Here is a 25,149-nt window from a genome sequence, read left to right on the forward strand (position 1 = left end):
CGGTTTCGACTAAAATGGTGCTATAAAATGAACCACTAATTAACCCCACGACTATTCAGGGAATCGTTATGTTCAAGGAACGGATGACGCCAGAAGAACTTGCTAATCTGACCGGTTACAGCCGACAAACCATCAATAAATGGGTGCGCAAGGAAGGCTGGGCTACATCACCCAAACCAGGCGTTCAGGGTGGTAAAGCCCGTCTGGTTCACGTTACCGAACAAGTTCGTGAATACATCCGCAGTGCCGAGCGTTCAGCTGAAGGCTTATCAGATAATTTATCTTTATCAGGTGACACCTCTATCGAAGCACTGCTGATAAGGCTGGCTAAAGAAATGACGCCATCAGAACAGAAAATGTTTACGTCACTGATCCTGCGTGAAGGCATTACGGGTTTATTACAACGCTTAGGGATCCGCGACAGTAAATAATATGAAAAAATTACGCAGCAAAATGACCACCGAAGAACTGGCTGAATGTCTCGGGGTCGCCAAACAAACCGTCAATCGCTGGATCAGAGAACAAAACTGGAAAACCGAAAAGTTTCCCGGCGTGAAGGGTGGCCGCGCAAGGCTTATTCATATTGATGGCGGTGTGCGAGAATTTCTTCTCAATATTCCTGCATTTCGCAAAGTCCCTGAGTTTTATCAGGCAGAAGAACCCATTGCTGAATACACACACGTTACTCGCAGCCCTGCATTTCGCCAGATAATTGGTGCAGTAGAAAACATGTCCCCGACGGAACAAGAAAAGCTGGCGCTTTTTCTTTCACGTGAAGGCATCCGCAGTTTTCTCGCCCGTCTCGGCATTGATGAATCGGAATAAGCACAAAAAAAAACGGCAGGATATTTTCCTGCCGTTTTTCTATGTATCAACCCGCCTTACTGCTGACTTTCACGCTCAGCAATAAACGCCAGGGCTTTGTTAATACGTTCAATGCTGCGAGATTTTCCAATCGCATGCACCGTTACGTCTAACGCCGGAGACTGGCCTGCGCCGGTTACTGCAACGCGCAGTGGCATACCCACTTTACCCATACCCACTTCCAGCTCATCAGCGGTTGCCTGAATCGCGTGGTGGACATTTTCTGCCGTCCATTCGCTAATTTCAGCCAGCTTGTCGCGAACCACTTCCAGTGGCTGACGTGCAACCGGACGCAGGTGTTTCTTCGCCGCATCAGCATCGAACTCGGCAAAGTCTTCGTAGAAATAGCGGCAGCTCTGCGCCATCTCTTTCAGTGTTTTGCAACGCTCACCCAGCAGTTTCACCAGTTCGGAAAGTTGCGGACCAACGCGAGTGTCGATATTTTCCTGCTCAATGTGCCATTGCAGATGCGTTGCCACATATTCCGGAGCCAGGGCGTTAATATAGTGATGGTTCAGCCACTGCAGTTTCTCAGTGTTGAATGCACTCGCAGACTTGCTCACCGCGCCAAGGGAGAACAGCTTGATCATCTCTTCGCGGGTAAAGATTTCCTGATCGCCGCTGGACCAGCCCAGACGCACCAGGTAGTTCAGCAGCGCTTCCGGCAGGTAGCCATCATCGCGATACTGCATTACGCTGACTGCTCCGTGACGTTTGGAGAGCTTTTTACCGTCGTCGCCGTTGATCATCGAAACGTGTGCGTAAACCGGCACTGGCGCGTTCAGCGCTTTCAGGATGTTGATCTGACGCGGGGTGTTGTTGATATGGTCTTCACCACGAATAACGTGGGTGATTTCCATATCCCAGTCATCGACCACAACACAGAAGTTATAAGTCGGAGAACCGTCGGTACGGCGAATGATCAGATCGTCCAGCTCCTGGTTACTGAATTCGATCGGCCCACGGATCTGGTCGTCAAAAATAACGGAACCGTCCTGCGGGTTAGCAAAACGTACCACGCAAGGCTCATCGTCCGCATGATGTTCGTGACCATGACGGCAGCGACCGTCGTAACGCGGCTTTTCACCTTTCGCCATCTGCTCTTCACGCAGTTGCTCCAGACGCTCTCTGGAGCAGTAGCATTTATAGGCTGTACCCGCTTCCAGCATCTCATCGATAACTGCGTTGTAGCGATCAAAACGTTTGGTCTGGAAGTACGGACCTTCATCCCACTCAAGGTTCAGCCAGTTCATGCCATCCATAATGGCTTCGATAGCTTCCGGTGTGGAGCGTTCGAGATCGGTGTCTTCAATACGCAGCACAAACTCACCGCCATGGTTACGTGCAAAAAGCCAGGAATAAAGAGCAGTACGCGCACCGCCGACGTGCAGGTAACCTGTCGGGCTTGGCGCGAAGCGAGTTTTGATTTTCATGAAATGGCCTTACGTTTATAAAGATGCCGACAACCGGCAAACCTGGGAAGATTATCAGGGTGGTATTCTATCACCGTGGTCTGATTCCTCAATGTTGATCAGGTTGGAACATCACGCTTTACCATTTTCGTATACAAATCATGCCGCATGGCCTGTTTTGCGATCGTTTTGTTTAAATTTACGACGAACGAACAATTTCTTTTGAAAATGCGTTGACTCATTTTCAACTCTCCCTATAATGCGACTCCACACAGCGGGGGTGATTAGCTCAGCTGGGAGAGCACCTCCCTTACAAGGAGGGGGTCGGCGGTTCGAACCCGTCATCACCCACCAACTACTTTATGTAGTCTCCGCCGTGTAATGTAAGAAATTGAGAAGTGGGTGATTAGCTCAGCTGGGAGAGCACCTCCCTTACAAGGAGGGGGTCGGCGGTTCGATCCCGTCATCACCCACCACTTTCTCGCCAGCTGGATTTCTTACAACAAAATGAAGTACCGAAGTGGGTGATTAGCTCAGCTGGGAGAGCACCTCCCTTACAAGGAGGGGGTCGGCGGTTCGATCCCGTCATCACCCACCACTTCGGGGCGTTAGCTCAGTTGGTAGAGCAGTTGACTTTTAATCAATTGGTCGCAGGTTCGAATCCTGCACGCCCCACCAATGTAAAAAGGCGCCCTAAAGGCGCCTTTTTGCTATCTGCGATTTATAAGATTCGAACCTGCAGCAGGTTCGGGTCTCACGTAGTGAGACAACGGAGCCGTTTTCGGCGACGGCCCGGAGGGTGAGCGAAGCGAGTCATCCCTACTAAATGATATGTTTTAAGCCGGATAAGACATTCGTACTACCATCCGGCAGAAATATCACATCGTCAGTGCCCCCACCAGTTTCTCCAGCGCAGGCGTCGCTTGTTGTTGGTCATACACAATATACAAATCTGCCGGAATACGTTCTTCTAACGCCCGAAATACAACACCCGGCCAGTTCATCTGAGCGTAGCTATCTGCAATTAACGTAATACCAATTCCCATGCTAATCATCGCCAGCACCGTTTGCGGTTCCCGCACTTCACGAATTATCATCGGAGAGAATCCAGCACTCTGGCAAACACGTTGCAGAAATGCCCAGTCAGTATGAACTGAAGGCATAGTGACAAAATATTCGTTACGCAGCGCTTCCAGCGGTACTGCATCATAAGCAGTAAGTGGATGCTCTTCCGGCATAGCCACCAGAAAAGAAGATTCATGTAAACGCAGGCTGGTAAATCCGGGAGAAGGCTCAGTTGCCATCCGCCAAACACCCGCATCCAGTTCACGCCGCTCCAGCATGGTCATTTGCATTGCAGGCATGTTTTCACGAAACAGTACTTCGACGTTAGGGTTATCCTTCAAAAAACACCGCATCACCGGACGCATTTTTCCCCACATTGCGGTGCCAATAACGCCGAGCTCGATCCGCCCTGCCTCGCCACGACCAATCTGTTCAACTCTTGCCAGCGCCTGATTCGCACTGGATAACAGACGGCGTGACTCTTCCATCAAAATTTTTCCGGCATGGGTTAACGCCACACTCCGGGAATGGCGGATAAATAAAAGCGTACCAAGTTGCTGTTCCAGCTCTTTAATATGAGTACTGAGCGGAGGTTGTGACATATTCAGGCGAGCAGCAGCACGTCCAAAATGCAGTTCTTCTGCGACAGCAAGAAAATAACGCAGTAACTTCAGATCGATACGGTGCGTGCGTTCCATGTGTAATGCGCTCCTGAAGCGAAGGATAATGCGCAAAGTTACCACATTGCATCGCAGAACATGAAACGGCAGGCATGAGCGCCTGCCGTTATGATGGTCAATGTGCCAGCGATTTCTGCACTGGTTTTTCCGGCTGATGTTTATAGCGGAAGAACAACGCAAAGATAACAGCTAATAGCAGAGAATAAGCAGCAAATACCAGCCAGATAGTCTGCCAATCCTTGATACCATCAACAGAGAAATAATCCACTGCCATACCGCTCAGGATTGAGCCAACCCACGCCCCAACACCGTTCACCATTGTCATAAACAGGCCCTGCGCACTGGCACGAATATTGGAACTCACCTCCTGCTCAACGAACACTGATCCTGAGATGTTGAAGAAATCGAACGCACAGCCGTACACGATCATCGACATCAGCAGTAGAACAAAACCAAACGGTGACGGATCGCCAAAAGCAAAGAAACCAAAGCGCAGCGTCCACGCCAGCATACTCATCAACATCACCGTTTTAATGCCAAAGCGTTTCAGGAAGTACGGGATGGTGAGGATAAAACCCACTTCCGCCATCTGTGAAACCGAAAGCAAAATAGACGGATACTTAACGACAAAGCTGTCAGCAAACTCGGGGCTACGAGCAAAATCATGCAGGAATGGATTGCCAAAAACATTAGTGATTTGCAGCACAGCGCCAAGCATCATCGCAAACAAAAAGAAAATCGCCATTCGCGGATTTTTAAACAGGACGAAAGCATCCAGCCCCAATTTACCGGCGAGCGTCGTGGCGGTTTTCTTCTCTGCAACAGGAATTTTCGGTAATGTAAAAGCGTACATTGCCAGCAACAACGATGCACCAGCCGCGATATACAGTTGTGCACTACTGAGTTCCAGGCCCATCAAACTTACTGTCCACATGGCAACAATAAAACCAATAGTGCCAAATACGCGAATCGGCGGGAAAGCGGTTACTGGATCCTGACCTGACTGTGCAAGGCAGGAGTATGAAACGCTGTTCGATAACGCAATCGTCGGCATATAAGCCATCGCGTTAGCTAACATAACCCAGAACATGGTCTCAGGGTCAGTCACGGTTGTCGCGTATAACAACACACCTGCGCAAACCAGATGGCAAAGCATGTAGGCACGTTCTGCACGAAGCCATTTATCAGCGATAATCCCCATAATGCCTGGCATAATAATCGCAGCCAACCCTTTCGAACTGTAGACCATACCGACATTAGCCCCAGTGAAATCCAGGGTGTTAATCATGTAAGAACCCAGGGTCACTAGCCAGCTTCCCCAGATGAAGTATTGCAAAAACGACATGAGCTTTAAGCGAGATGCGATACCCATATTTCCGTTCCTTGCCACTCAAAGTAAGACCCCGCAAGCGGGGTCATTTTTATTATTTATTCAGGCCAGTTTGCGTAAGAAACCGCAGATCAGATTGATGAAGTTCTGCCGGGATAGCTCAGCGGCAGCCAGTGTCTGCGCGTGAGATAATTTCACATCCCCCAGTCCTTCAGCCAGATTCGTAATGGCTGCAACCGCAACCACTTTCAGGCCACAGTGACGCGCAGTGATAACTTCGGGCACGACTGACATCCCGACGACATGACCTCCAATGATTTGCATCATGCGAATTTCTGCTGCTGTTTCAAAGTTTGGTCCCGGATAGGAAACAAATACGCCTTCACTAAGCGGGAAACCCTCTTCTGTCGCGACGGTTTGCAGGATTGCACGATAGTCTGCGTCATATGCATTCGCCAGCGAGAAGAAGCGCTCTCCAAAACGCTCATCGTTAAGCCCAACCATTGGCGTACCCGGCATAGTATTGATGTGATCGCTAAGCGCAACCAGACTACCTGGTCCTACTTCGGGACGAAGAGAACCTGCGGCATTAGTGCAAAACAACAGTTCGCAACCAAGCAGTTTCAGAGTGCGAATAGCATCGGTCATCACCGTCATGCCGCGACCTTCGTAGAAGTGCCCACGCCCTTTCATACACGCAACGGGAATCCCCGCCAGATTCCCCAGCACCAGCTCACCAGCATGGCCATGTACGGTACTAACCGGGAATCCCGGCAGCTTCTCGTAAGAGATCGCCACCGCGTCCTCAATTTGATCTGCCAGCGCGCCAAGGCCAGAACCGAGGATAAAAGCCACGCGCGGCGTGAAATCAGGTTTGTAACCACGAATGATATCGGCGCTATACCAGGGATTCTGTGAAAAAAGTGAGGCGTTCATGGGATATCCTTAAAACTGAGTAATCGAAAATATCGTAGGGTGCTGTGATGTTATAGCGAGACTACGCAATCGATTACCAATACACTTTTCCCCGACTATCGATAGCAAATCTGTATTGATAACGTGGGCTAAATCGGTGCGAACTCACATTATTTCCCCGCCAGAAATGGCAGACAGCGCTCAAGCACGAGCAACAGCAGCCCTTTTATAAGGTGAGGTTTATATCTGATAGAGCGGATCGCGGACTCGACCCGCGGTTAGTTCACTGGCCTGTGTACGTACCACGTCCCACAAAGCCTGAGCGGCGGTCGATAACGACCGATTTTTGCGTCGAGCCAGCATCAACTGTCGTTCAACCACGGGTGTCAAACGTTTGACCTGCAGATGACTCCCCTGCGGCAAGGGTAACGCCAGCGCGGGCAACACACTAATACCAATCCCCGCTTCGACCATCGGAAAGAGCGTCGCCGGATGGCCAATCTCCTGCACAATATTGGCATCTATGGAAAAATGGGCCAGCGCTGCATCAATCAATGGCCGGCTACCGGACGCATAATCCTGTAATACAAGCTTCGCGCCCTGTAACGCCTGCCAGGGCACATAATCCTGCGCTGCAAATGGATGTTCGCGGTGACACAAGAGAAAGAAGGGCTCGGAGAGGATCGACTCACACTGAAGATCGCTCGCCGCACCAGGATCGATAACGATCCCAAAATCAACATCGCCCTGCCGAATGCTTTCCATCACCCATTGCTGTGGGCGATCGTGCAGAACAAACTGGATATCAGGGTAGCGCCGGTGGCTTTCAGCAATGCACTGTGGAATTAAATGCGCAGAGATGGTCTGGCTGGCGGCAACCCGAACTTTACCACTCAACTGCTGCCCCATACGTCCGGCTTCGCGCAGCGTGCTGTGCAGCTCATCCAGGATGCGCTCCAGTCGTGTCGCCAGCTGTTGCCCGGCTTCCGTCAACACAACCTCTCGTGTTGTGCGATCCAATAGCCTGACACCTGTCTGCCCTTCCAGCTCTTTAACGCTGTGGCTGACCGCCGACTGACTTAAGCCAATAATTTCCCCCGCCCGACTGAAGCTTTTAGCCTGAGCGACGGTGACAAAGATGCGTAGCTGACGTAGTGAGTAATTCATTTATTCAATTCATATATGGATGCAATAAATCAATTTTATTTCTCAAACAGAAAAACGCAAAATGTTGATACCGAATCCCAGGAGCTTTTATGAAACTTTTTCGTATCCTTGATCCGTTCACCCTGACGCTTATTACGGTCGTTTTACTGGCATCCTTTTTTCCAGCCGAAGGCGGTTTTGTGCCCTTCTTTGAAGGTCTAACCACCGCCGCTATTGCCCTGCTGTTTTTTATGCACGGAGCAAAGCTTTCGCGTGAAGCCATTATTGCGGGCGGTAGCCACTGGCGTTTACATCTGTGGGTAATGTGCAGCACCTTTGTGGTCTTCCCTGTGCTGGGTGTCTTGTTCGCCTGGTGGGCACCGGTCAACGTTGATCCGATGCTATACACAGGCTTCCTGTATCTGTGCATTTTGCCGGCCACAGTGCAGTCGGCTATCGCCTTTACATCGCTGGCAGGCGGTAACGTAGCTGCCGCAGTTTGCTCCGCCTCGGCCTCCAGTCTGTTGGGTATTTTCCTCTCTCCGTTACTGGTAGGCCTGGTAATGAATATGCATGGTGCAGAAGGCAGCCTGGAGCAAGTTGGTAAGATCATGCTGCAATTGCTGTTACCTTTCGTACTGGGACATCTCTCGCGTCCATGGATTGGTGCCTGGGTGTCACGCCATAAAAAATGGATCGCTAAAACCGACCAGTCCTCCATTCTGCTGGTGGTTTACTCTGCATTCAGCGAAGCGGTCGTTAACGGTATCTGGCACAAAGTTGGAGTCGGCTCACTGCTGTTTATCGTTGTGGTCAGCATCGTATTGCTGGCAATTGTGATTGGCATCAACGTCTTTGTTGCGCGTAAATGCGGCTTCAACAAAGCCGATGAAATCACCATTGTTTTCTGCGGATCGAAAAAGAGCCTGGCGAACGGGATCCCGATGGCGAATATCCTGTTCCCGACGTCAGTGATAGGAATGATGGTGCTGCCGTTGATGATCTTCCATCAAATTCAGCTCATGGTGTGTGCCGTGCTGGCGCGTCGCTATAAACGACAAACTGACGAATTACAGGCGCAGCGGGAAAGCCGCGCAGCAAAGGCTTAAAGCGGACGTTTCAGGGGCTGCACCAACTGCGTCAGCCCCTCAGTTTTAATCAGCAGCGTGATTTGCATCAGTTCACCCAGTTTGCCCGGTGGAAACTCATCCTTACGGGCAAACCACAACAGATACTCTTCCGGCACATCAATCAATCGCCGCCCTTTGTATTTACCAAAGGGCATCACGGTATTGGCGATGTCAATCAGCTGCTCTTTTTCCATTTCAGGCACCCAGTAAACGAATCATTTCGGCTTCATCAATCACGGCAATGCCCAGTTCCTGGGCCTTCGCCAGCTTCGATCCTGCCGCTTCGCCAGCAATCACCAGGTCGGTTTTCTTCGATACGCTTCCCGCAACTTTCGCACCGAGTTCGCTCAGTCTGGCTTTAGCATCATCACGAGACATCTGGCTCAGACTTCCGGTCAGCACCACCGTCTTACCGGCGAAGGGACTGTCTATCTCCTCTGCATTGATAACAACAGGAGCGGGCCAGTGAATGCCTTGTGCCAGCAGTTGGCCAATGACCTCGCGGTTACTCTCTTCCGCAAAGAAGTTAAACACGTGCGTGGCCACCACGATGCCAACATCCGGTACTTTTTGCAGTTCGTCAATGGACGCTGCTTCCAGCGCATCCAGGGTACCGAAATAAGCAGCCAGTCCCGCAGCAGTCGCTTCACCAACCTCACGAATACCAAGCGCATAGAGGAAACGGGCAAACGTCGTTTCTTTCGCTTTCTCCAGTGCATTCACCACATTTTGCGCCGACTTTGGCCCCATACGATCCAGTCCGGTCAGCTTACCAGCAGTTAACTGGAACAGATCGGCTGGCGTATGGACATACTCTTTCTCAACCAGTTGGTCGATAATTTTATCGCCCATGCCGTCAACATCCAGCGCCCGGCGCGAAACAAAATGTTTGAGAGATTCTTTACGCTGTGCACCACAAATTAAACCACCGGTGCAGCGGGTAACAGCCTCACCTTCAACACGCTCAACGTCAGATCCACATACCGGGCATTGGGTAGGGAATTCTATTTCACGCGTCTCTTCCGGGCGCTCGGAAAGTACCACGTTCACGACCTGCGGGATCACATCACCTGCACGGCGAATCACTACTTTGTCACCGATGCGCAAACCAAGACGCTCGATTTCATCGGCATTATGTAGTGTGGCGTTACTGACCAGCACGCCGGCGACCTGTACTGGCTCAAGACGGGCAACGGGCGTAATCGCACCGGTACGTCCAACCTGGAATTCGACATCGCGCACAAAGGTCATCTGTTCCTGCGCAGGGAATTTAAACGCCACAGCCCAGCGCGGTGCGCGGGCAACGAAGCCCAGTTGCTCCTGCAGCGCCATTGAGTTGACCTTAATGACCACACCGTCAATGTCAAAACCAAGCGACGGACGGTCCTCCTCCACCTTGTGGTAGAACGCCAGAACAGCTTCTGGTGAATCGCATAGCGTCACTCTGTCGCTGACCGGAAGCCCCCATGCTTTAAATTGCAACAAGCGGCCCAGATGGGTATCAGGCAGTTCGCCTCCTTCAAGCACGCCGACGCCATAACAGAAGAAAGTAAGTGGTCGCTTCGCCGTAATACGTGGATCAAGCTGGCGCAACGAACCCGCCGCCGCATTACGCGGGTTAGCAAACACTTTATTGCCAGTACGACGCGCTTCTTCATTGATTTTTTCAAACCCGGCCTGTGGCAGGAACACCTCACCACGCACTTCCAGACGGGCTGGAATATTTTCGCCACGCAATTTTAGCGGGATAGCGCGAATGGTGCGCACATTAGAGGTAATATCTTCGCCAGTCGTACCATCACCGCGTGTCGCAGCACTCACCAGCACACCATTTTCATACAAGATACTTACCGCCAGACCGTCCAGCTTCAGCTCGCAGCACCAGGTCAGTTTGTCGGTACTCTTCAGCCTGTCCTGCACGCGTTTATTGAAGGCCAGAAAACTCTCTTCATCAAAGACGTTATCCAGCGACAGCATTGGGACTTCATGGCGTATCTGGCTAAACGCCGCCAGCGGGGCTGCTCCTACGCGTTGAGTTGGCGAGTCGGGCGTAACCAGCTCCGGATGCTGCGCTTCCAGTTCACGCAGTTCACGCATCAAGCGGTCATATTCCGCATCGGGAATTTCCGGCGCGTCCATCACATGGTAAAGATACTCATGATGGCGAAGCGTGGTTCGCAGTTCTGTCAGTTGTTGTTCGATTGATTCCATATCGCACCATCAATGATAAAAAACCCCCGACAGGCGGGGGTTCAGAAAGGAGATGTCACGCCAGAAGAAGATCAGGCGTGTGATTCTTTAACTTCGCGGATGCGGTCCTGATACTCACGCAGTTTCTGCGGCGTCATCATTCGACGCTGATCATCAAGCACCACACCGCCGACTTCATCAGCAATGTGCTGTGCGGACTGCAACATCAGCTTAAAGTTTTGCAGCTCGTCCCCATAAGAAGGCACCTGCATAAAGATGGTGACGCCAGGGGTGGTAAAATCGCCGGTCATTTCAGGATCAAACGTTCCGGGGTTCACCATATTCGCAAGGCTGAACAGCGACGGACCGCTGCCGTCCGGGCTCAGATGACGATGGAAAATATTCATATCGCCAAACTTGAAGCCGGCCTGCTGAATGCTGTTGAGCAGCACTTCACCATTAAGCTCGCTGCCATGATGAGCCGCGACGTTCATAATGATGACCGCTTCTTTACGCTGCGGTTTTTCAGCAACAGGCTCTTTTTCAACAACGGGTTCAGGCTGCGGTTGATGCTCCACGGCTGGCTCCACAGGCTGGAAGGTCTGCGGTGCAGGTTGCGGGGCTTGCTGCACGGGTTGCTGAACCTGCGGGGCCACTGGCTGAGGCTGAACCGGCTGGTGTTGTACAGGCTGTTGCTGTTGTACAGGCTGCGGCGGATGCTGAACATGCGGCGGCGGCACCGGCGCTTCAGCGGGCTGCTGCGCGGGTTGACGCGGCTGAGCAGACGCATAAGGCGGCTGGTACTGGTGTTGCGGCGGCTGAGGAGGAACCCCATGTTCCTGAGCGTTGCCGGGAGCATGATTTACACGATGAACGCGAACTTCGCCCACACCTTCGTCTTCCTCGACGTTATCGTCGAACGAATCCTCATCGTCACGTTTAGACTTCATGCGTTTAAGTGGGCGATCGCGGAATATAGAAGACCGCTCTTTACGGCTAGTCCAGAAACCATGTACCAGTAAAGCGATTATGGCGATCGCGCCAACAATGATTAATATCAGACGCAAATCCTGCATCATTATATTCTCTGTTGTTCTAACACCTTGCCACCACGGCAAACATTTACTTACTAAGAGTATTTGTCGATTACGCCAAGTGCAAGTGCGCTCTCAACTTTCACAGCATAAAGATGAACAAAATCGTGCTTTTTGCTGTTTTTTCGAACATTTCCGAACTGGTCTACGCTCAACAACCGAGTAAGATAGGTAAAGTTTACCCAGGGTTTATATAATACGGAGTACGTCCTGACTATGGTTTCATCATCTGCAGTTATATCACGCAGCGGTTTTTATTACTTTTCTCAGGGATGGAAACTCATCACCCAACCGGGGATCCGTCGTTTTGTTCTCCTGCCTTTGCTGGTGAATATTCTGCTGATGGGGGGAGCATTCTGGTGGTTATTTACGCAACTGGATAGCTGGATCCCCGCACTGATGAGCCATGTCCCGCAGTGGCTACAGTGGCTCAGTTATTTACTCTGGCCTATTGTGACCATTTCCGTACTGTTGGTATTTGGCTACTTTTTCTCCACGATTGCTAACTGGATCGCCGCCCCCTTTAACGGATTGCTGGCAGAACAACTGGAAGCGCGCCTGACCGGCGCAACCCCGCCAGACACCGGGGTGCTCGGCATAATGAAAGATGTGCCGCGCATTATGAAACGCGAATGGCAAAAGCTGGCATGGTATCTTCCGCGCGCCGTTGTGCTTCTGCTTCTCTATTTCATTCCCGGGATTGGTCAGACTGTCGCGCCGGTGCTGTGGTTTTTGTTCAGCGCGTGGATGCTGGCTATTCAGTACTGCGACTATCCTTTTGATAACCACAAAGTTCCTTTCAAAGAGATGCGCACCGCCCTGCGCACGCGCAAAGTCACTAATATGCAGTTTGGCGCGCTGACCAGTCTGTTCACACTGATCCCGGTACTGAATCTGGTGATCATGCCAGTCGCGGTTTGTGGAGCCACGGCGATGTGGGTAGATTGCTATCGTGATAAACACGCGTTATGGAAATAATGCAAATATGTGTAAAACACGAGTGGCTTAGATCCACTCTTATTCCATACTGGAACGCATTATTTCTCATCAGCATATAGATATGCGAATTCCTTACTTCCCCATACTTTTTCAACAGGTATGCTGAAGCGGTATCCCAATTTCATACAGTTAAGGACAGGCCATGAGTAAGATTTTTGAAGACAACTCGCTGACTATCGGTCATACGCCGCTGGTTCGACTGAACCGTATCGGTAACGGACGCATTCTGGCGAAGGTGGAATCACGTAACCCAAGCTTTAGTGTCAAATGCCGTATCGGTGCCAATATGATTTGGGATGCCGAAAAACGCGGGGTACTGAAACCGGGCGTTGAGCTGGTCGAACCAACCAGTGGTAATACCGGGATTGCGCTGGCCTATGTCGCCGCCGCTCGCGGTTACAAACTGACTCTGACGATGCCGGAAACCATGAGCATTGAGCGTCGTAAGCTGCTGAAAGCACTGGGTGCGAACCTGGTACTGACCGAAGGCGCAAAAGGTATGAAAGGCGCCATTCAGAAAGCGGAAGAAATTGTCGCCAGCGATCCGGAAAAATTCCTGTTGCTTCAGCAGTTCAGCAACCCGGCAAACCCGGAAATCCATGAAAAAACCACCGGCCCGGAAATCTGGGAAGACACCGATGGTCAGGTTGATGTGTTTATCTCTGGCGTGGGTACCGGCGGTACATTGACCGGGGTAACACGCTACATTAAAGGGACCAAGGGCAAAACGGACCTCATCACCGTTGCTGTTGAACCTACAGATTCTCCAGTTATCGCCCAGGCTCTGGCAGGTGAAGAACTTAAACCTGGTCCGCACAAAATTCAGGGTATTGGCGCAGGCTTCATTCCGGGTAACCTTGACCTGAAGCTAATCGATAAAGTCGTGGCGATCACTAATGAAGAAGCCATCTCTACAGCGCGCCGCCTGATGGAAGAAGAAGGTATTCTGGCAGGTATCTCTTCGGGTGCTGCGGTTGCTGCTGCACTTAAGCTCCAGGAAGATGAAGCCTTTACCAATAAGAATATAGTGGTTATTCTACCGTCATCGGGTGAGCGTTATCTGAGCACTGCACTGTTTGCCGATCTCTTTACTGAGAAAGAACTGCAACAGTAATGCCAGCATGTTAAAAACGCGTAAAAAAGCACCCTTTTGGGTGCTTTTTTGTGGCCTGCTTCAAAGTTTCAACCCACCTGGCATTGATTCAGCCTGCCGGAACTGGTATTTAACCAAACTAATTATTTTGATGCGCGAAATTAATCGTTACAGGAAAAGCGCTAGCTGAATCGATTTTATGATTTGGTTCAACTCTTCCTTTCGCGGCATAATGTTTAATGACGAACGAAACGTCAGCGGCAAGAAGTTGCCAGCAACGGATTGCACCGAACTCCTTTTGTGTCGCGTCCTGTTTACGCCGACGCTAACAATACAGGCTAAAGTTGAACCGCCAGGCTAGACTTTAGTTCCACAACACTAAACCTATAAGTTGGGGAAATATAATGTTCCAGCAAGAAGTTACCATTACCGCTCCGAACGGTCTGCATACTCGCCCTGCTGCTCAGTTTGTTAAAGAAGCAAAAGGCTTTACTTCTGAAATTACTGTGACTTCCAACGGCAAAAGCGCCAGCGCAAAAAGCCTGTTTAAACTGCAGACTCTGGGCCTGACTCAGGGCACCGTTGTTACCCTTTCCGCAGAAGGCGAAGACGAGCAGAAAGCAGTTGAGCATCTGGTTAAACTGATGGCTGAACTCGAGTAAGTTCAACGAGTTCTTTTCAATATCAGTCACAAGTAAGGTAGGGTTATGATTTCAGGCATTTTAGCATCCCCGGGTATCGCTTTTGGCAAGGCACTGCTGCTGAAAGAAGACGAGATCGTCATTGACCGGAAAAAAATTTCTGCCGACAAGGTTGATCAGGAAGTTGAACGTTTTCTGAGCGGTCGTGCCAAGGCATCTGCGCAACTGGAAGCGATCAAAACTAAAGCTGGTGAAACGTTCGGTGAAGAAAAAGAAGCCATCTTTGAAGGGCATATCATGCTGCTCGAAGATGAGGAGCTGGAGCAGGAAATCATAGCCCTGATTAAAGATAAGCACATGACGGCTGACGCAGCTGCGCATGAAATTATCGAAGGTCAGGCCACAGCCCTGGAAGAGCTGGATGATGAATACCTGAAAGAACGTGCGGCTGACGTACGTGATATCGGTAAACGCCTGCTGCGTAACATCCTGGGTCTGGCAATTATCGACCTGAGCGCCATTCAGGAAGAAGTTATCCTGGTTGCCGCCGATCTGACTCCGTCAGAAACCGCACAGCTGAACCTGAACAAGGTGCTGGGTTTCATTACTGACGCAGGTGGCCGTACTTCCCACACCTCAATTATGGCGCGTTCCCTCGAACTGCCTGCCATCGTGGGTACCGGTAGTGTTACCTCTCAGGTTAAAAACGACGACTATCTGATTCTGGATGCCGTAAACAACCAGGTTTACGTCAATCCAACTAACGACGTTATCGAGCAACTGCGTGCCGTTCAGGAGCAGGTGGCGACCGAAAAAGCGGAACTCGCTAAGCTGAAAGATCTGCCAGCTATCACGCTGGATGGACATCAGGTGGAAGTTTGCGCCAATATCGGTACCGTTCGTGACGTTGAAGGCGCTGAGCGTAATGGCGCTGAAGGTGTTGGTCTGTATCGTACCGAATTCCTGTTCATGGACCGTGACTCGCTGCCGACTGAAGAAGAACAGTTTGCCGCGTATAAAGCCGTTGCAGAAGCATGTGGCTCTCAGGCTGTCATCGTACGTACCATGGACATTGGCGGTGATAAAGAACTGCCGTACATGAACTTCCCGAAAGAAGAGAACCCATTCCTGGGCTGGCGTGCCGTGCGTATCGCTATGGATCGTAAAGAGATCCTGCGTGACCAGGTTCGCGCTATCCTGCGTGCTTCTGCTTTCGGTAAACTGCGCATCATGTTCCCGATGATCATCTCTGTTGAAGAAGTGCGTGCACTGCGTAAAGAGATTGAAATCTATAAACAGGAACTGCGCGACGAAGGTAAAGCATTTGACGAAAGCATCGAGATTGGCGTAATGGTGGAAACACCAGCTGCGGCAACGATTGCGCGTCATTTAGCCAAAGAAGTTGATTTCTTTAGTATCGGCACCAATGATTTAACGCAGTACACCCTGGCAGTTGACCGTGGTAATGATATGATTTCACACCTTTACCAACCGATGTCGCCATCTGTTCTGACGCTGATCAAGCAAGTTATTGATGCTTCTCATGCTGAAGGCAAATGGACCGGCATGTGTGGTGAGCTTGCAGGCGACGAACGTGCTACACTTCTGTTGCTGGGGATGGGTCTGGACGAATTCTCTATGAGCGCCATTTCTATCCCGCGCATTAAGAAGATTATCCGTAACACGAACTTCGAAGATGCGAAGGTGTTAGCAGAGCAGGCTCTTGCTCAACCGACAACGGACGAGTTAATGGCTTTAGTTAACAAGTTCATTGAAGAAAAAACAATCTGCTAATCCACGAGATGCGGCCCAATTTACTGCTTAGGAGAAGATCATGGGTTTGTTCGATAAACTGAAATCTCTGGTTTCTGATGATAAGAAAGACACCGGAACTATTGAGATTGTTGCTCCGCTCTCTGGCGAGATCGTCAACATCGAAGACGTGCCGGATGTAGTTTTTGCTGAAAAAATCGTTGGTGATGGCATCGCTATCAAACCAACCGGTAATAAAATGGTTGCCCCGGTAGACGGCACCATCGGCAAAATCTTTGAAACCAACCATGCGTTCTCTATCGAATCTGATAGCGGCATTGAGCTGTTCGTTCACTTCGGTATCGATACCGTTGAACTGAAAGGCGAAGGCTTCAAGCGTATCGCTGAAGAAGGTCAACGCGTTAAAGTGGGCGACCCGGTTATTGAATTCGATCTGCCTCTGCTGGAAGAGAAAGCCAAGTCTACCCTGACTCCGGTTGTTATCTCCAACATGGACGAAATCAAAGAACTGATCAAACTGTCCGGTAGCGTAACCGTGGGTGAAACCCCGGTTATCCGCATCAAGAAGTAATTCTTACGGCAGTGAAGAATGGCGCCTGATGGCGCCATTTTTTTATACACTTCATCCGGCATTACAATACAGAGGTCACCGGTCGGTAACACGCCTCGCGCATCAGGATTTTCATCCCTTCCGGACCACTTTCCAGCATGCGTCTTTCTGAATCTGACACCAGCAATTCGCAATCATACCCACCAGCAATACCGAACATTGCACGAGCCACACAAATATTTTCCAGTGCTTCCGTCCCGCTGGTATCAAAATGTCCAATCATACGTCCATGCTGGCGAACCACCAGCCGATAACTCTTCATCGCGCCTCCCCTGCTGGTGGCAGAATTAATTCGTCACAACCGCACCGTTGCGTCCATGTCATCACTTCCAGTACGCGCTGTGCGGCATCGTGTGTCGCAGCGGTGAGGGGTTTCCCTAAAACAATACCGCTCACCAGTTCAGCGCAAAACAAATCGCCAGTTCCCTTTAGATCCGTCTTTACTCTGGGGTGGGTTAACACTTCCACCGTATCAGCCGTTACCACTGCAACATTGATAACCTCCGGGGTTTCGCCCGGTGCGCTGGTGATCACAACCCATTTTAGCGTCTCGGTGAGCAAAGATTTTGCCGCAGTTATCGCTTCATCCAGCGTACGACACGGTTTTCCACTCAACATTTGCAGCTCAAACACATTTGGCGTCAGTCCTTGCGCCAGCGGCATCAAGTGTTTGCGGTAAGCATCCGGGATTTCGGCCTTCACATACATTCCGCTATCCGTATCACCGATCACCGGATCGACTAAAATACACAGGTCCGGGTGCGTGACGCGAACAATTTCCAGCCACTGTGCCAGCAAGGCGATTTGTTCCGCGCTCCCCATATATCCCGTGGTCACCGCCTTTAGCTCACGCAAAGCATCACGCTCATTTAAGGCCCTGAGATAACCACTAAACCAGTCTGCAGGGATTATCCCACCGTAAAAGGTCTCATAATGTGGAGTATTACTGAACAACACCGTGGGGACCGCCGTCACCCGTAACCCCTGTGCTTTGATGGCTGGCACGGCGATACTGTTACCGACACTGCCATACACCACCTGTGACTGGACGGCGACGATATCGGTCTGTAACGCCCGATGCGTGTCGTCGAAGAGCACTGACTGTATTTCACTCTCCTGCTCCATAAACCTCTCCTCTCACTGGACAGCGGGCTTTCACCTCACTATTATCGTCATATGCTAAAATTCATTTTGTCATAGGTCAATAATGATCGACGGAAAAACCGCTAACGAAATTTTTGACAGTATTCGTCAACATGTCGCTACAGGCACATTTATGCCTGGCGAAACGCTGCCGCCGGTAAGGGAGCTGGCCGCGGCATTAAACGTCAATCGCAATACTGTCGCAGCGGCATATAAACGGCTGGTCACCTCCGGGCTGGCAATCAGCCAGGGGCGAAATGGTACCGTCATCAAGGGATTATCATCGCCCGTCGCGCTGGAGGGCAGTAATCCGGATACCCCTCTGAAAGACCTTTCCGGCGGCAATCCTGCAGCGCATCTCCTGCCCGACCTGAGCCGTTATTTCGCGAAGATAAATAAGACTCCGCGATTGTATGGTGATGCTGCAGTATCGCCGGGTTTGAAGACGTGGGCGACACAATGGATGCAGGATGCCATACCCTGTACGGGCGAAATTGATATCACCAGTGGCGCAATTGATGCTATCGAACGACTACTGTGCGCCCATTTACTGCCGGGCGATAGCGTCGCAGTAGAAGATCCTTGTTTTTTGAGTAGCATCAATATGTTGCGTTATGCTGGTTTTTCCGCCAGTCCAGTCAATGTGGATAGCGAAGGCATGCAACCTGAGATGCTGGAACTGGCGCTACAAAAAGGGGCCCGGGCGGTTATCCTTACCCCACGCGCGCACAATCCGACGGGGTGTAGTTTGAGCGCAGTTCGCGCTACCGAATTGCAGAATATTCTGGCTCGTTACCCGCAAACACTGGTGATTATTGACGATCACTTTGCCCTGCTTTCCGCTTCCCGCTGGCATCCAGTCATTGCGGAACAGACACATCACTGGGCGGTCGTCAGATCCATGTCTAAAACATTAGGTCCTGACCTGCGACTTGCCATCGTGGCCAGCGATCCGGCTACCTCCGCGAAACTCCGTCTACGGCTCAACTCCGGTAGCCAGTGGGTCAGCCATCTGCTACAGGATTTAGCCTGCGCCTGCCTGAGTGACAATGAGTACCAGCGCACGCTGACACTGACTCAGCAGTTTTACGCCTCTCAGCAACAAAAGCTCGTCCTGGCCCTCAAACAACATGGTATTGAGCTTCATGCTGGTGATGGCCTGAACTTCTGGCTACCGCTGGAAACTCACAGCCAGCCACTCGCCTTTGCGCTAGCTAAGTTTGGCTGGCTGGTACGTGAAGGTGAAGTTTTTGGTGTCAATGCGCCTTCACATGGTCTGCGAATTACGTTGTCAATGCTGAAAGACAGCGACATCAACAAGCTGGCGGCTGATATTCATCAGACGCTGAAGCGCTAACAGGAGAGAAAACGTGCGAGTTCATTTTGTTATTCATGAGTCATTTGAATCTGCTGGCGCTTACCTGCCATGGGCCGAAGAGCGTGGTTATACCATCACCTGGTCGTGCGTTTACGCTGGAGAGTCAATACCAGCCAGTGCTGATAGCTTCGATATGCTGGTCGTGTTTGGTGGCCCGCAGTCTCCACGAACCACGCTCGCAGAATGCCCGTACTTTGACTCTCTGGCCGAACAGCATCTGATTAACCAGGCGATTTCTGCACGTAAGATCGTGGTAGGGATCTGTCTGGGATCACAACTGATTGGCGAGGCGTTGGGCGCAAAAGTGTGTCAGAGCCCGGAAAAAGAGATTGGGCATTACCCCATTACGCTGACTGAGGCTGGCAAACAGCATCCGTTCATTGCCCACTTTGGATCGCCGCTGATTGTCGGCCACTGGCACAACGATATGCCAGGGTTAACCGACCAGGCAACAGTCCTTGCCACAAGCGTTGGCTGCCCGCGACAAATCGTGCAATACGGTAACTTTGTCTACGGTTTCCAGTGCCATATGGAATTTACCGCCGAAGCGATTGAGGGACTGATTCAACACTCAGAGCAAGAACTTGCTGAGGCAAAAGGAAAACGCTTTATCCGTTCAGTTGCCGAAATGCGCGAGTGGGATTACCAACAGATGAATGAGAAACTCTGGCAGTTCCTCGATCTGCTGGTAGAGAAACACCGCGGATAATATACAGAGAGGCCGGATAGCGCTACGCTTATCCGGCCTACAAGCTCATTGGCATCCCTACATCAACACCCTTAAATCCCTGCCCCCTGATTAAAGTGTTCTTCGCCAAAGACTCCGGTTGAAAGATAGCGGTCGCCACGATCGCAGATGATTGCTACCACCACCGCACCCGGTGTGGCATGCGCCACGCGTAACGCCCCTGCCACAGCCCCGCCAGAGCTTACTCCGCAGAAAATACCTTCGCGAATCGCCAGTTCTCGCATCGTGTTTTCGGCGTCGTCCTGATGAATATCTAAGACCTCATCAACCAACGAAGCGTTAAAAATTCCTGGCATATATTCCGCAGGCCAGCGTCGAATACCGGGAATGCTGCTCCCTTCCTCCGGCTGCAGACCAACAATTGTCACCGTCTTTTCCTGCTCACGCAGAAAACGTGACACGCCGGTAATGGTGCCGGTGGTCCCCATGCTGGAGACAAAATGCGTAATGTGACCTGACGTCTGCTGCCAAATTTCCGGGCCGGTCGTGGTGTAATGCGCATACGGGTTATCGGGATTATTAAACTGATCGAGCAGTTTTCCTTCACCGCGTTCGGCCATTTCCAGCGCCAAGTCACGCGCCCCTTCCATCCCCTGTTCTTTGCTGACCAGAATAAGCTCAGCACCGTAGGCACGCATCGCCGCACGCCGCTCCTGGCTCATGTTGTCAGGCATCAGAAGCTTCATGCGATAACCTTTCAGTGCGGCAATCATCGCCAACGCAATTCCGGTATTACCACTGGTTGCCTCAATCAGCACATCACCGGGTTTGATTTCCCCACGTTTTTCCGCTTCGACAATCATTGATAGCGCAGCGCGGTCTTTCACCGAACCTGCCGGGTTATTCCCTTCCAGCTTAACCCAAATTTCACTGCCGTTATCCGGCGCAAGGCGTTGCAGTTTGACCAGAGGCGTATTGCCAATCGTTTGTTCTAATGTATTCACGTTTTCTGCTCATAAAAAAGCCGGGTGGCGCTACGCTTACCCGGCCTACAAGTGACGACTAGAGACTGTAGACCCGGCAAGCAGTACGCCACCGGGTGATAAACATATAAATTAAGCTATCAGGCTGATTCTGCCAGAGCAAGCTCCGCTTCGCGTGTTTCAATGCGTTGCTCGCCGTTATACAGACGCGCATTTTGCAACCCAACAAACAGGCGTTCACCACGGACAGGGGAATCATCACCTTGCATCACAACCGTCAGCGGCTCGTTATACCACCCCAGCGGCTGCACAACTAATTGGGTGTAGTGGCCTTTCGGACTGGCCTCCAGCACCTGCACCGGTAGAGGAGAATCCAGGCTGGTACGGCGACTGACATCCACTTCCCACGGACGCAAGAACAGATCAACCGCTCCCTGATACGCAGGCGTATATCCCAGCGGCCAGCGGTGAGCTCCAACGTGGAACTGCCCGCCGCGAATAGTACCCTGCAGACGGTTAACCTCACCCATGAACTCCAGTACAAAGCGGGTTGCTGGTTCGCGCCATACCTGGTCCGGCGCATCTGCCTGCTCAATATGTCCCTGGCTCATCACTACCACGCGATCAGCAACTTCCGTCGCTTCTTCCTGATCGTGGGTGACAAATACGCTGGTGAATTTCAACTCTTCGTGAAGCTGGCGCAACCAGCGACGCAGCTCTTTACGTACCTGAGCATCGAGCGCACCAAACGGTTCATCAAGCAGCAGGATCTGCGGTTCTACCGCCAACGCACGTGCCAGCGCTACACGCTGCTTCTGCCCGCCGGAAAGCTGCGCCGGGAAACGGTCCGCCAGATGGGCAAGTTGCACCATCTCCAGCAGCTTAGTCACTTTCGCTTTGATAGTCGCCGCATTCGGACGCTCACGGCGTGGCAATACCGTCAGACCAAAGGCGATATTGTCGAATACGGTCATATGGCGGAACAGGGCATAATGCTGAAATACGAAACCGACTTTACGGTCGCGGGCGTGCAGACGACTCACATCCGTACCGTGAAAACGAATATGTCCGCTGGACTGATGCTCCAGCCCGGCAATAATGCGTAGCAATGTGGTTTTACCCGAGCCAGAAGGCCCCAGCAGCGCGACCATCTGACCTGAAGGAATATCCAGTGAGATATCATTCAGCACCTGGGTGCGACCAAAAGACTTCTTAATATTGGCAATCTCAATGCTCATGATTTTCCTCCTGCTGCGCGCGTTTTTCCTGGTTCTCCAGACGCCATTGCAACATGCTCTTCAAAAACAGGGTAACAATCGCCATCAGCGTCAATAACGCGGCGGCGGTAAAGGAGCCGACGGTGTTGTAGTCCTGCTCCAGTAATTCAATCTGTAACGGCAGCGACAGGGTTTCACCACGAATCGAACCGGAAACTACCGATACTGCTCCGAATTCCCCAATTGCACGGGCGTTGGTCAACACCACGCCGTACAACAGCGCCCAGCGAATATTCGGCAGAGTAACGCGACGGAACATCTGCCAGCCCGATGCGCCCAGCAGAATCGCCGCCTCATCTTCATGACTGCCCTGGCTCAGCATGACCGGAACCAACTCGCGAACTACAAATGGACAGGTAACGAAAACCGTGACCAGCACCATTCCCGGCCAGGCAAACATAATTTGCAGATTATGTTCATCCAGCCAGCCACCCAATGGGCCGTTAGAACCGTAAAACAGCAGATACACCAGACCAGCCACAACAGGCGACACGGCAAACGGGATATCCAGTAACGTCAGCAGCAACTGGCGTCCAGGAAAGTTAAAACGGGTCACCAGCCAGGCCAGTAGCACGCCAAAGACCAGATTCACCGGCACGGCAATCAGGGCAATCAGCACCGTCAGCCAGATGGCGTGCAGCATGTCCGGATCGGCCAGATTCTGTAATACCGGCATTAATCCCTTGCTGAACGCCTGAACGAAGATATAAATCATCGGTACCAGCAAAATAAATGCTGATACCAGCATACCCGTGCCGATTAGAAACCATTTACCCCAGTTGATGCGGGATGCGCCATAGCGTTTCAATTGAGTAATTTCTGCCATCAGTGACCTACCACGCGTCGACCAAAACGACTTTGCAGGGTGTTAATCGAAAACAGCAGCAACAATGAAGCCCCGAGAATAACCGACGCAATCGCGCTGGCAGCGGGATAGTCAAACTCCTGCAAGCGGACAAAAATCATCAGTGAGGTCACTTCTGTTTTCCACGCGATGTTCCCGGCAATAAAGATAACTGCGCCAAACTCACCCAGGCTGCGGGTGAAAGAGAGTGCCACGCCCGCTATCAGCGCGGGAGATAACTCCGGCAGCACCACTTTACGAAAGCTCTGTAACCGTGTAGCACCGAGTGTTTCAGCGGCTTCTTCATACTCTGGCCCTAACTCTTCCAGCACCGGTTGAACGGTACGCACCACGAACGGAATGCTGGTAAACGCCATAGCGACTGCAATTCCCAGCCAGGTGTAAGTCACTTTAATATCGAACTTCGCCAGCCACTCGCCGTAGAAACCGTTGACCGAAAACAACGACGCCAGCGTCAGGCCCGCCACTGCCGTTGGCAGGGCAAAAGGCAAATCCATTAACGCATCCAGCAACGTGCGGCCTGGAAAGCGATAGCGGGTTAAGATCCACGCCATCAACAGACCAAATACACCGTTAAAAATCGAGGCCACAAACGCTGAAATCAGCGTCACTTTATAGGCCGCCACAACCTGCGGATTAGTAATCACATCCCAGTATTGTGCCCAGCTCATTTGCGCCAGTTGCATCACCAGCGCACTGAGCGGCAGCAGCAATATCAGGCACACAAACAGCAAGCTGGTGCCCAGGCTTAAGGTAAAGCCAGGCAGCACGCGTCGGGAAGAAACAGCAAACATTTACTTACGCCCCGCCGCCAACAGTTTGTCCAGCTCACCACCGCTGACAAAGTGCGTTTTCATCACCTCAGGCCAGGAGCCAAAGTGGTCTTCCACGCGGAACAGTTCGGTCTGCGGGAATTTATCCTTCAGCTTGTCCATGACCTCAGGATTGTTCACACGATAGTAATAGTCGGTGATGATAGTCTGTGCTTCAGGGCTGTAGAGCCAGTTCAAATAGGCCTTAGCCGCTTTTTCTGTGCCATTGGCTTGCACGTTTTTGTCTACCCACGCCACCGGGAATTCAGCGAGAATATTGGTTTTCGGAATAACAACTTCAAATCCCTGCGCTTCATACTGCTTGCGGATGTTATTCACTTCTGATTCAAAGCTTATCAGCACATCGCCCAGGCCACGTTCAGCAAAAGTGGTGGTGGCGCCACGACCGCCGGTATCAAATACCTCAACGTTTTTCAGGAATTGCGTCATAAACTGCTCGGTTTTGGCTTTGTCGCCACCGTCAGCTTTATCTGCCGCACCCCACGCTGCAAGGTAGGTGTAACGGGCGTTACCGGACGTTTTCGGATTCGGGAAAATCAGTTTTACGTCGGAACGAACCAGGTCATTCCAGTCGTGGATATTCTTCGGATTTCCCTTACGTACCAGGAAGCCCATGGTAGAATAGAATGGCGAGCTGTTATTCGGCAGACGGCTTTGCCAGTCGGCCGGGATCAGCTTGCCTTTATCGTGCAGGATCTGCACATCGGTGACCTGGTTATAGGTCACCACGTCAGCTTTCAACCCCTGTAAAATCGCCAACGCTTGTTTTGATGACCCGGCATGGGATTGTTTAATGGTCAGCTTATCCCCGCCGTTATCCTTCGCCCATTGCTGCTCAAACGGTGGATTAAGGGCGGCAAACAGCTCGCGGGAAACATCGTAAGAACTGTTCAGTAGTTCCGTTGCCTGCGCCTGACCTATCAGTAGCAGAGACGCGACCAGCGTCAGAGAGCTTTTTTTCAGGAAATTAACGGCCATTGCGCACCCTTATAAATTTAATGACTTTCTTATGGCCATCATATTTATAACCAGCGCTAAAG

At 51.4% G+C, this 25,149-nt stretch carries 25 protein-coding genes and 4 tRNA genes; 14 read left to right on the forward strand and 15 right to left on the reverse strand.

Going from position 1 to position 25,149, the window contains the following annotated elements; translation table 11 throughout:
• The first annotated feature begins 68 nt into the window (after positions 1-68).
• Both LG384_RS16510 and LG384_RS16515 read left to right on the forward strand, forming a co-directional pair.
• Positions 69-431 (forward strand): YfeC-like transcriptional regulator, encoded by a 363-nt coding sequence (locus LG384_RS16510; RefSeq protein ID WP_045445867.1) that lies wholly within the window; start codon positions 69-71, stop codon positions 429-431.
• A gap of 1 nt (position 432) precedes the next feature.
• Positions 433-825, forward strand: a complete 393-nt coding sequence (locus LG384_RS16515) for a YfeC-like transcriptional regulator (protein WP_045445869.1) — start codon at positions 433-435, stop codon at positions 823-825.
• A gap of 56 nt (positions 826-881) precedes the next feature.
• Here LG384_RS16515 and gltX read toward each other — a convergent pair whose 3' ends face one another.
• Positions 882-2,297: a glutamate--tRNA ligase gene (gltX, locus tag LG384_RS16520; RefSeq protein ID WP_045445872.1), complete on the reverse strand. Its 1,416-nt coding sequence runs from the start codon at positions 2,295-2,297 to the stop codon at positions 882-884.
• Positions 2,298-2,554: 257 nt separating this feature from the next.
• Here gltX and LG384_RS16525 point away from each other — a divergent pair.
• From LG384_RS16525 to LG384_RS16540, 4 genes are all read left to right on the forward strand, one after another.
• Positions 2,555-2,630: transfer RNA gene (locus LG384_RS16525), tRNA-Val, on the forward strand.
• A gap of 46 nt (positions 2,631-2,676) precedes the next feature.
• Positions 2,677-2,752, forward strand: a tRNA-Val gene (locus tag LG384_RS16530).
• Between the two features lie 46 nt (positions 2,753-2,798).
• Positions 2,799-2,874: transfer RNA gene (locus LG384_RS16535), tRNA-Val, on the forward strand.
• A 4-nt stretch (positions 2,875-2,878) separates the two neighbouring features.
• Positions 2,879-2,954, forward strand: a tRNA-Lys gene (locus tag LG384_RS16540).
• A 200-nt stretch (positions 2,955-3,154) separates the two neighbouring features.
• On the opposite strand, the gene LG384_RS16545 is transcribed toward LG384_RS16540, so the two are convergent.
• From LG384_RS16545 to LG384_RS16560, 4 genes are all read right to left on the reverse strand, one after another.
• Positions 3,155-4,039, reverse strand: coding sequence for a LysR family transcriptional regulator (locus LG384_RS16545; protein ID WP_045445875.1), 885 nt, complete (start codon positions 4,037-4,039; stop codon positions 3,155-3,157).
• A 97-nt stretch (positions 4,040-4,136) separates the two neighbouring features.
• Entirely contained in the window at positions 4,137-5,393 is a 1,257-nt protein-coding gene (locus LG384_RS16550; protein ID WP_225761244.1) for a nucleoside permease, read from the reverse strand.
• A 60-nt stretch (positions 5,394-5,453) separates the two neighbouring features.
• The gene (gene xapA, locus LG384_RS16555; protein ID WP_045445882.1) at positions 5,454-6,287 is read right to left on the reverse strand and encodes a xanthosine phosphorylase; all 834 of its coding nucleotides are present in this window, start codon (positions 6,285-6,287) and stop codon (positions 5,454-5,456) included.
• A gap of 219 nt (positions 6,288-6,506) precedes the next feature.
• Entirely contained in the window at positions 6,507-7,433 is a 927-nt protein-coding gene (locus LG384_RS16560; protein ID WP_048220860.1) for a LysR family transcriptional regulator, read from the reverse strand.
• Positions 7,434-7,522: 89 nt separating this feature from the next.
• On the opposite strand from LG384_RS16560, the gene LG384_RS16565 reads away from it, so the two are divergent.
• Complete coding sequence (locus LG384_RS16565) at positions 7,523-8,521, forward strand: bile acid:sodium symporter family protein (RefSeq protein ID WP_045445888.1); 999 nt, start codon at positions 7,523-7,525, stop codon at positions 8,519-8,521.
• On the opposite strand, the gene LG384_RS16570 is transcribed toward LG384_RS16565, so the two are convergent.
• From LG384_RS16570 to zipA, 3 genes are all read right to left on the reverse strand, one after another.
• Positions 8,518-8,736: a DUF3820 family protein gene (locus tag LG384_RS16570; RefSeq protein ID WP_045445890.1), complete on the reverse strand. Its 219-nt coding sequence runs from the start codon at positions 8,734-8,736 to the stop codon at positions 8,518-8,520. The genes LG384_RS16565 and LG384_RS16570 overlap by 4 nt on opposite strands.
• Before the next feature lies 1 nt (position 8,737).
• Positions 8,738-10,753 (reverse strand): NAD-dependent DNA ligase LigA, encoded by a 2,016-nt coding sequence (gene ligA, locus LG384_RS16575; protein ID WP_048220859.1) that lies wholly within the window; start codon positions 10,751-10,753, stop codon positions 8,738-8,740.
• Positions 10,754-10,824: 71 nt separating this feature from the next.
• On the reverse strand, positions 10,825-11,811 hold the full coding sequence (gene zipA, locus LG384_RS16580) for a cell division protein ZipA (RefSeq protein ID WP_048220858.1): 987 nt from the start codon (positions 11,809-11,811) through the stop codon (positions 10,825-10,827).
• A gap of 231 nt (positions 11,812-12,042) precedes the next feature.
• Between zipA and cysZ the strand changes: the two genes are divergently transcribed.
• From cysZ to crr, 5 genes are all read left to right on the forward strand, one after another.
• On the forward strand, positions 12,043-12,804 hold the full coding sequence (cysZ, locus tag LG384_RS16585) for a sulfate transporter CysZ (protein ID WP_045445898.1): 762 nt from the start codon (positions 12,043-12,045) through the stop codon (positions 12,802-12,804).
• A 163-nt stretch (positions 12,805-12,967) separates the two neighbouring features.
• Complete coding sequence (gene cysK, locus LG384_RS16590; RefSeq protein WP_045445901.1) at positions 12,968-13,939, forward strand: cysteine synthase A; 972 nt, start codon at positions 12,968-12,970, stop codon at positions 13,937-13,939.
• 383 nt (positions 13,940-14,322) lie between these two features.
• A complete protein-coding gene (ptsH, locus tag LG384_RS16595) occupies positions 14,323-14,580 on the forward strand; it encodes a phosphocarrier protein Hpr (RefSeq protein WP_002913505.1) in 258 nt (85 codons plus the stop codon).
• A 45-nt stretch (positions 14,581-14,625) separates the two neighbouring features.
• Positions 14,626-16,353 carry a phosphoenolpyruvate-protein phosphotransferase PtsI gene (ptsI, locus tag LG384_RS16600; protein WP_045445911.1) on the forward strand — a complete coding sequence of 576 codons (1,728 nt, stop codon included), beginning with the start codon at positions 14,626-14,628 and terminating at the stop codon, positions 16,351-16,353.
• Positions 16,354-16,393: 40 nt separating this feature from the next.
• Positions 16,394-16,903 (forward strand): PTS glucose transporter subunit IIA, encoded by a 510-nt coding sequence (gene crr / locus LG384_RS16605; protein ID WP_000522253.1) that lies wholly within the window; start codon positions 16,394-16,396, stop codon positions 16,901-16,903.
• A gap of 61 nt (positions 16,904-16,964) precedes the next feature.
• On the opposite strand, the gene LG384_RS16610 is transcribed toward crr, so the two are convergent.
• Complete coding sequence (locus LG384_RS16610) at positions 16,965-17,204, reverse strand: hypothetical protein (RefSeq protein ID WP_048220856.1); 240 nt, start codon at positions 17,202-17,204, stop codon at positions 16,965-16,967.
• Positions 17,201-18,067: a pyridoxine/pyridoxal/pyridoxamine kinase gene (gene pdxK, locus LG384_RS16615; RefSeq protein ID WP_048220855.1), complete on the reverse strand. Its 867-nt coding sequence runs from the start codon at positions 18,065-18,067 to the stop codon at positions 17,201-17,203. The genes LG384_RS16610 and pdxK overlap by 4 nt, the downstream gene beginning before the upstream one ends.
• Positions 18,068-18,149: 82 nt before the next feature.
• Between pdxK and ptsJ the strand changes: the two genes are divergently transcribed.
• Entirely contained in the window at positions 18,150-19,442 is a 1,293-nt protein-coding gene (ptsJ, locus tag LG384_RS16620; protein ID WP_225761245.1) for a transcriptional regulator PtsJ, read from the forward strand.
• A 13-nt stretch (positions 19,443-19,455) separates the two neighbouring features.
• Entirely contained in the window at positions 19,456-20,172 is a 717-nt protein-coding gene (locus tag LG384_RS16625; RefSeq protein WP_225761246.1) for a type 1 glutamine amidotransferase, read from the forward strand.
• 71 nt (positions 20,173-20,243) lie between these two features.
• Here LG384_RS16625 and cysM read toward each other — a convergent pair whose 3' ends face one another.
• The 5 genes from cysM to cysP form a co-directional block, all read right to left on the reverse strand.
• Complete coding sequence (gene cysM / locus LG384_RS16630) at positions 20,244-21,155, reverse strand: cysteine synthase CysM (protein WP_225761247.1); 912 nt, start codon at positions 21,153-21,155, stop codon at positions 20,244-20,246.
• Positions 21,156-21,274: 119 nt separating this feature from the next.
• Positions 21,275-22,372 carry a sulfate/thiosulfate ABC transporter ATP-binding protein CysA gene (cysA, locus tag LG384_RS16635; protein WP_045445930.1) on the reverse strand — a complete coding sequence of 366 codons (1,098 nt, stop codon included), beginning with the start codon at positions 22,370-22,372 and terminating at the stop codon, positions 21,275-21,277.
• On the reverse strand, positions 22,362-23,237 hold the full coding sequence (cysW, locus tag LG384_RS16640) for a sulfate/thiosulfate ABC transporter permease CysW (RefSeq protein WP_045445933.1): 876 nt from the start codon (positions 23,235-23,237) through the stop codon (positions 22,362-22,364). The genes cysA and cysW overlap by 11 nt, the downstream gene beginning before the upstream one ends.
• Entirely contained in the window at positions 23,237-24,070 is an 834-nt protein-coding gene (cysT, locus tag LG384_RS16645) for a sulfate/thiosulfate ABC transporter permease CysT (protein ID WP_045445935.1), read from the reverse strand. Before cysT ends, cysW begins: the two co-directional genes overlap by 1 nt.
• Complete coding sequence (gene cysP, locus LG384_RS16650; protein WP_045445937.1) at positions 24,071-25,087, reverse strand: thiosulfate/sulfate ABC transporter substrate-binding protein CysP; 1,017 nt, start codon at positions 25,085-25,087, stop codon at positions 24,071-24,073.
• Positions 25,088-25,149: the final 62 nt, after the last annotated feature.

Source organism: Citrobacter sp. Marseille-Q3906 (assembly GCF_916618775.1).
In the GTDB taxonomy this organism is placed as follows: Bacteria; Pseudomonadota; Gammaproteobacteria; order Enterobacterales; family Enterobacteriaceae; genus Citrobacter; species Citrobacter murliniae.

Coding starts and splice junctions, on each gene's coding strand:
- LG384_RS16515 (WP_045445869.1), top strand. CDS start 433: ATGAAAAAATTACGCAGCAAAATGACCACCGAAGAACTGGCTGAATGT.
- ligA (WP_048220859.1), bottom strand. CDS start 10,753: ATGGAATCAATCGAACAACAACTGACAGAACTGCGAACCACGCTTCGC.
- cysA (WP_045445930.1), bottom strand. CDS start 22,372: ATGAGCATTGAGATTGCCAATATTAAGAAGTCTTTTGGTCGCACCCAG.
- LG384_RS16560 (WP_048220860.1), bottom strand. CDS start 7,433: ATGAATTACTCACTACGTCAGCTACGCATCTTTGTCACCGTCGCTCAG.
- cysT (WP_045445935.1), bottom strand. CDS start 24,070: ATGTTTGCTGTTTCTTCCCGACGCGTGCTGCCTGGCTTTACCTTAAGC.
- pdxK (WP_048220855.1), bottom strand. CDS start 18,067: ATGGAGCAGGAGAGTGAAATACAGTCAGTGCTCTTCGACGACACGCAT.
- LG384_RS16545 (WP_045445875.1), bottom strand. CDS start 4,039: ATGGAACGCACGCACCGTATCGATCTGAAGTTACTGCGTTATTTTCTT.
- cysK (WP_045445901.1), top strand. CDS start 12,968: ATGAGTAAGATTTTTGAAGACAACTCGCTGACTATCGGTCATACGCCG.
- gltX (WP_045445872.1), bottom strand. CDS start 2,297: ATGAAAATCAAAACTCGCTTCGCGCCAAGCCCGACAGGTTACCTGCAC.
- LG384_RS16550 (WP_225761244.1), bottom strand. CDS start 5,393: ATGGGTATCGCATCTCGCTTAAAGCTCATGTCGTTTTTGCAATACTTC.
- xapA (WP_045445882.1), bottom strand. CDS start 6,287: ATGAACGCCTCACTTTTTTCACAGAATCCCTGGTATAGCGCCGATATC.
- LG384_RS16610 (WP_048220856.1), bottom strand. CDS start 17,204: ATGAAGAGTTATCGGCTGGTGGTTCGCCAGCATGGACGTATGATTGGA.
- ptsI (WP_045445911.1), top strand. CDS start 14,626: ATGATTTCAGGCATTTTAGCATCCCCGGGTATCGCTTTTGGCAAGGCA.
- cysZ (WP_045445898.1), top strand. CDS start 12,043: ATGGTTTCATCATCTGCAGTTATATCACGCAGCGGTTTTTATTACTTT.
- ptsH (WP_002913505.1), top strand. CDS start 14,323: ATGTTCCAGCAAGAAGTTACCATTACCGCTCCGAACGGTCTGCATACT.
- zipA (WP_048220858.1), bottom strand. CDS start 11,811: ATGATGCAGGATTTGCGTCTGATATTAATCATTGTTGGCGCGATCGCC.
- crr (WP_000522253.1), top strand. CDS start 16,394: ATGGGTTTGTTCGATAAACTGAAATCTCTGGTTTCTGATGATAAGAAA.
- LG384_RS16510 (WP_045445867.1), top strand. CDS start 69: ATGTTCAAGGAACGGATGACGCCAGAAGAACTTGCTAATCTGACCGGT.
- LG384_RS16570 (WP_045445890.1), bottom strand. CDS start 8,736: ATGGAAAAAGAGCAGCTGATTGACATCGCCAATACCGTGATGCCCTTT.
- cysW (WP_045445933.1), bottom strand. CDS start 23,237: ATGGCAGAAATTACTCAATTGAAACGCTATGGCGCATCCCGCATCAAC.
- LG384_RS16565 (WP_045445888.1), top strand. CDS start 7,523: ATGAAACTTTTTCGTATCCTTGATCCGTTCACCCTGACGCTTATTACG.
- cysP (WP_045445937.1), bottom strand. CDS start 25,087: ATGGCCGTTAATTTCCTGAAAAAAAGCTCTCTGACGCTGGTCGCGTCT.
- ptsJ (WP_225761245.1), top strand. CDS start 18,150: ATGATCGACGGAAAAACCGCTAACGAAATTTTTGACAGTATTCGTCAA.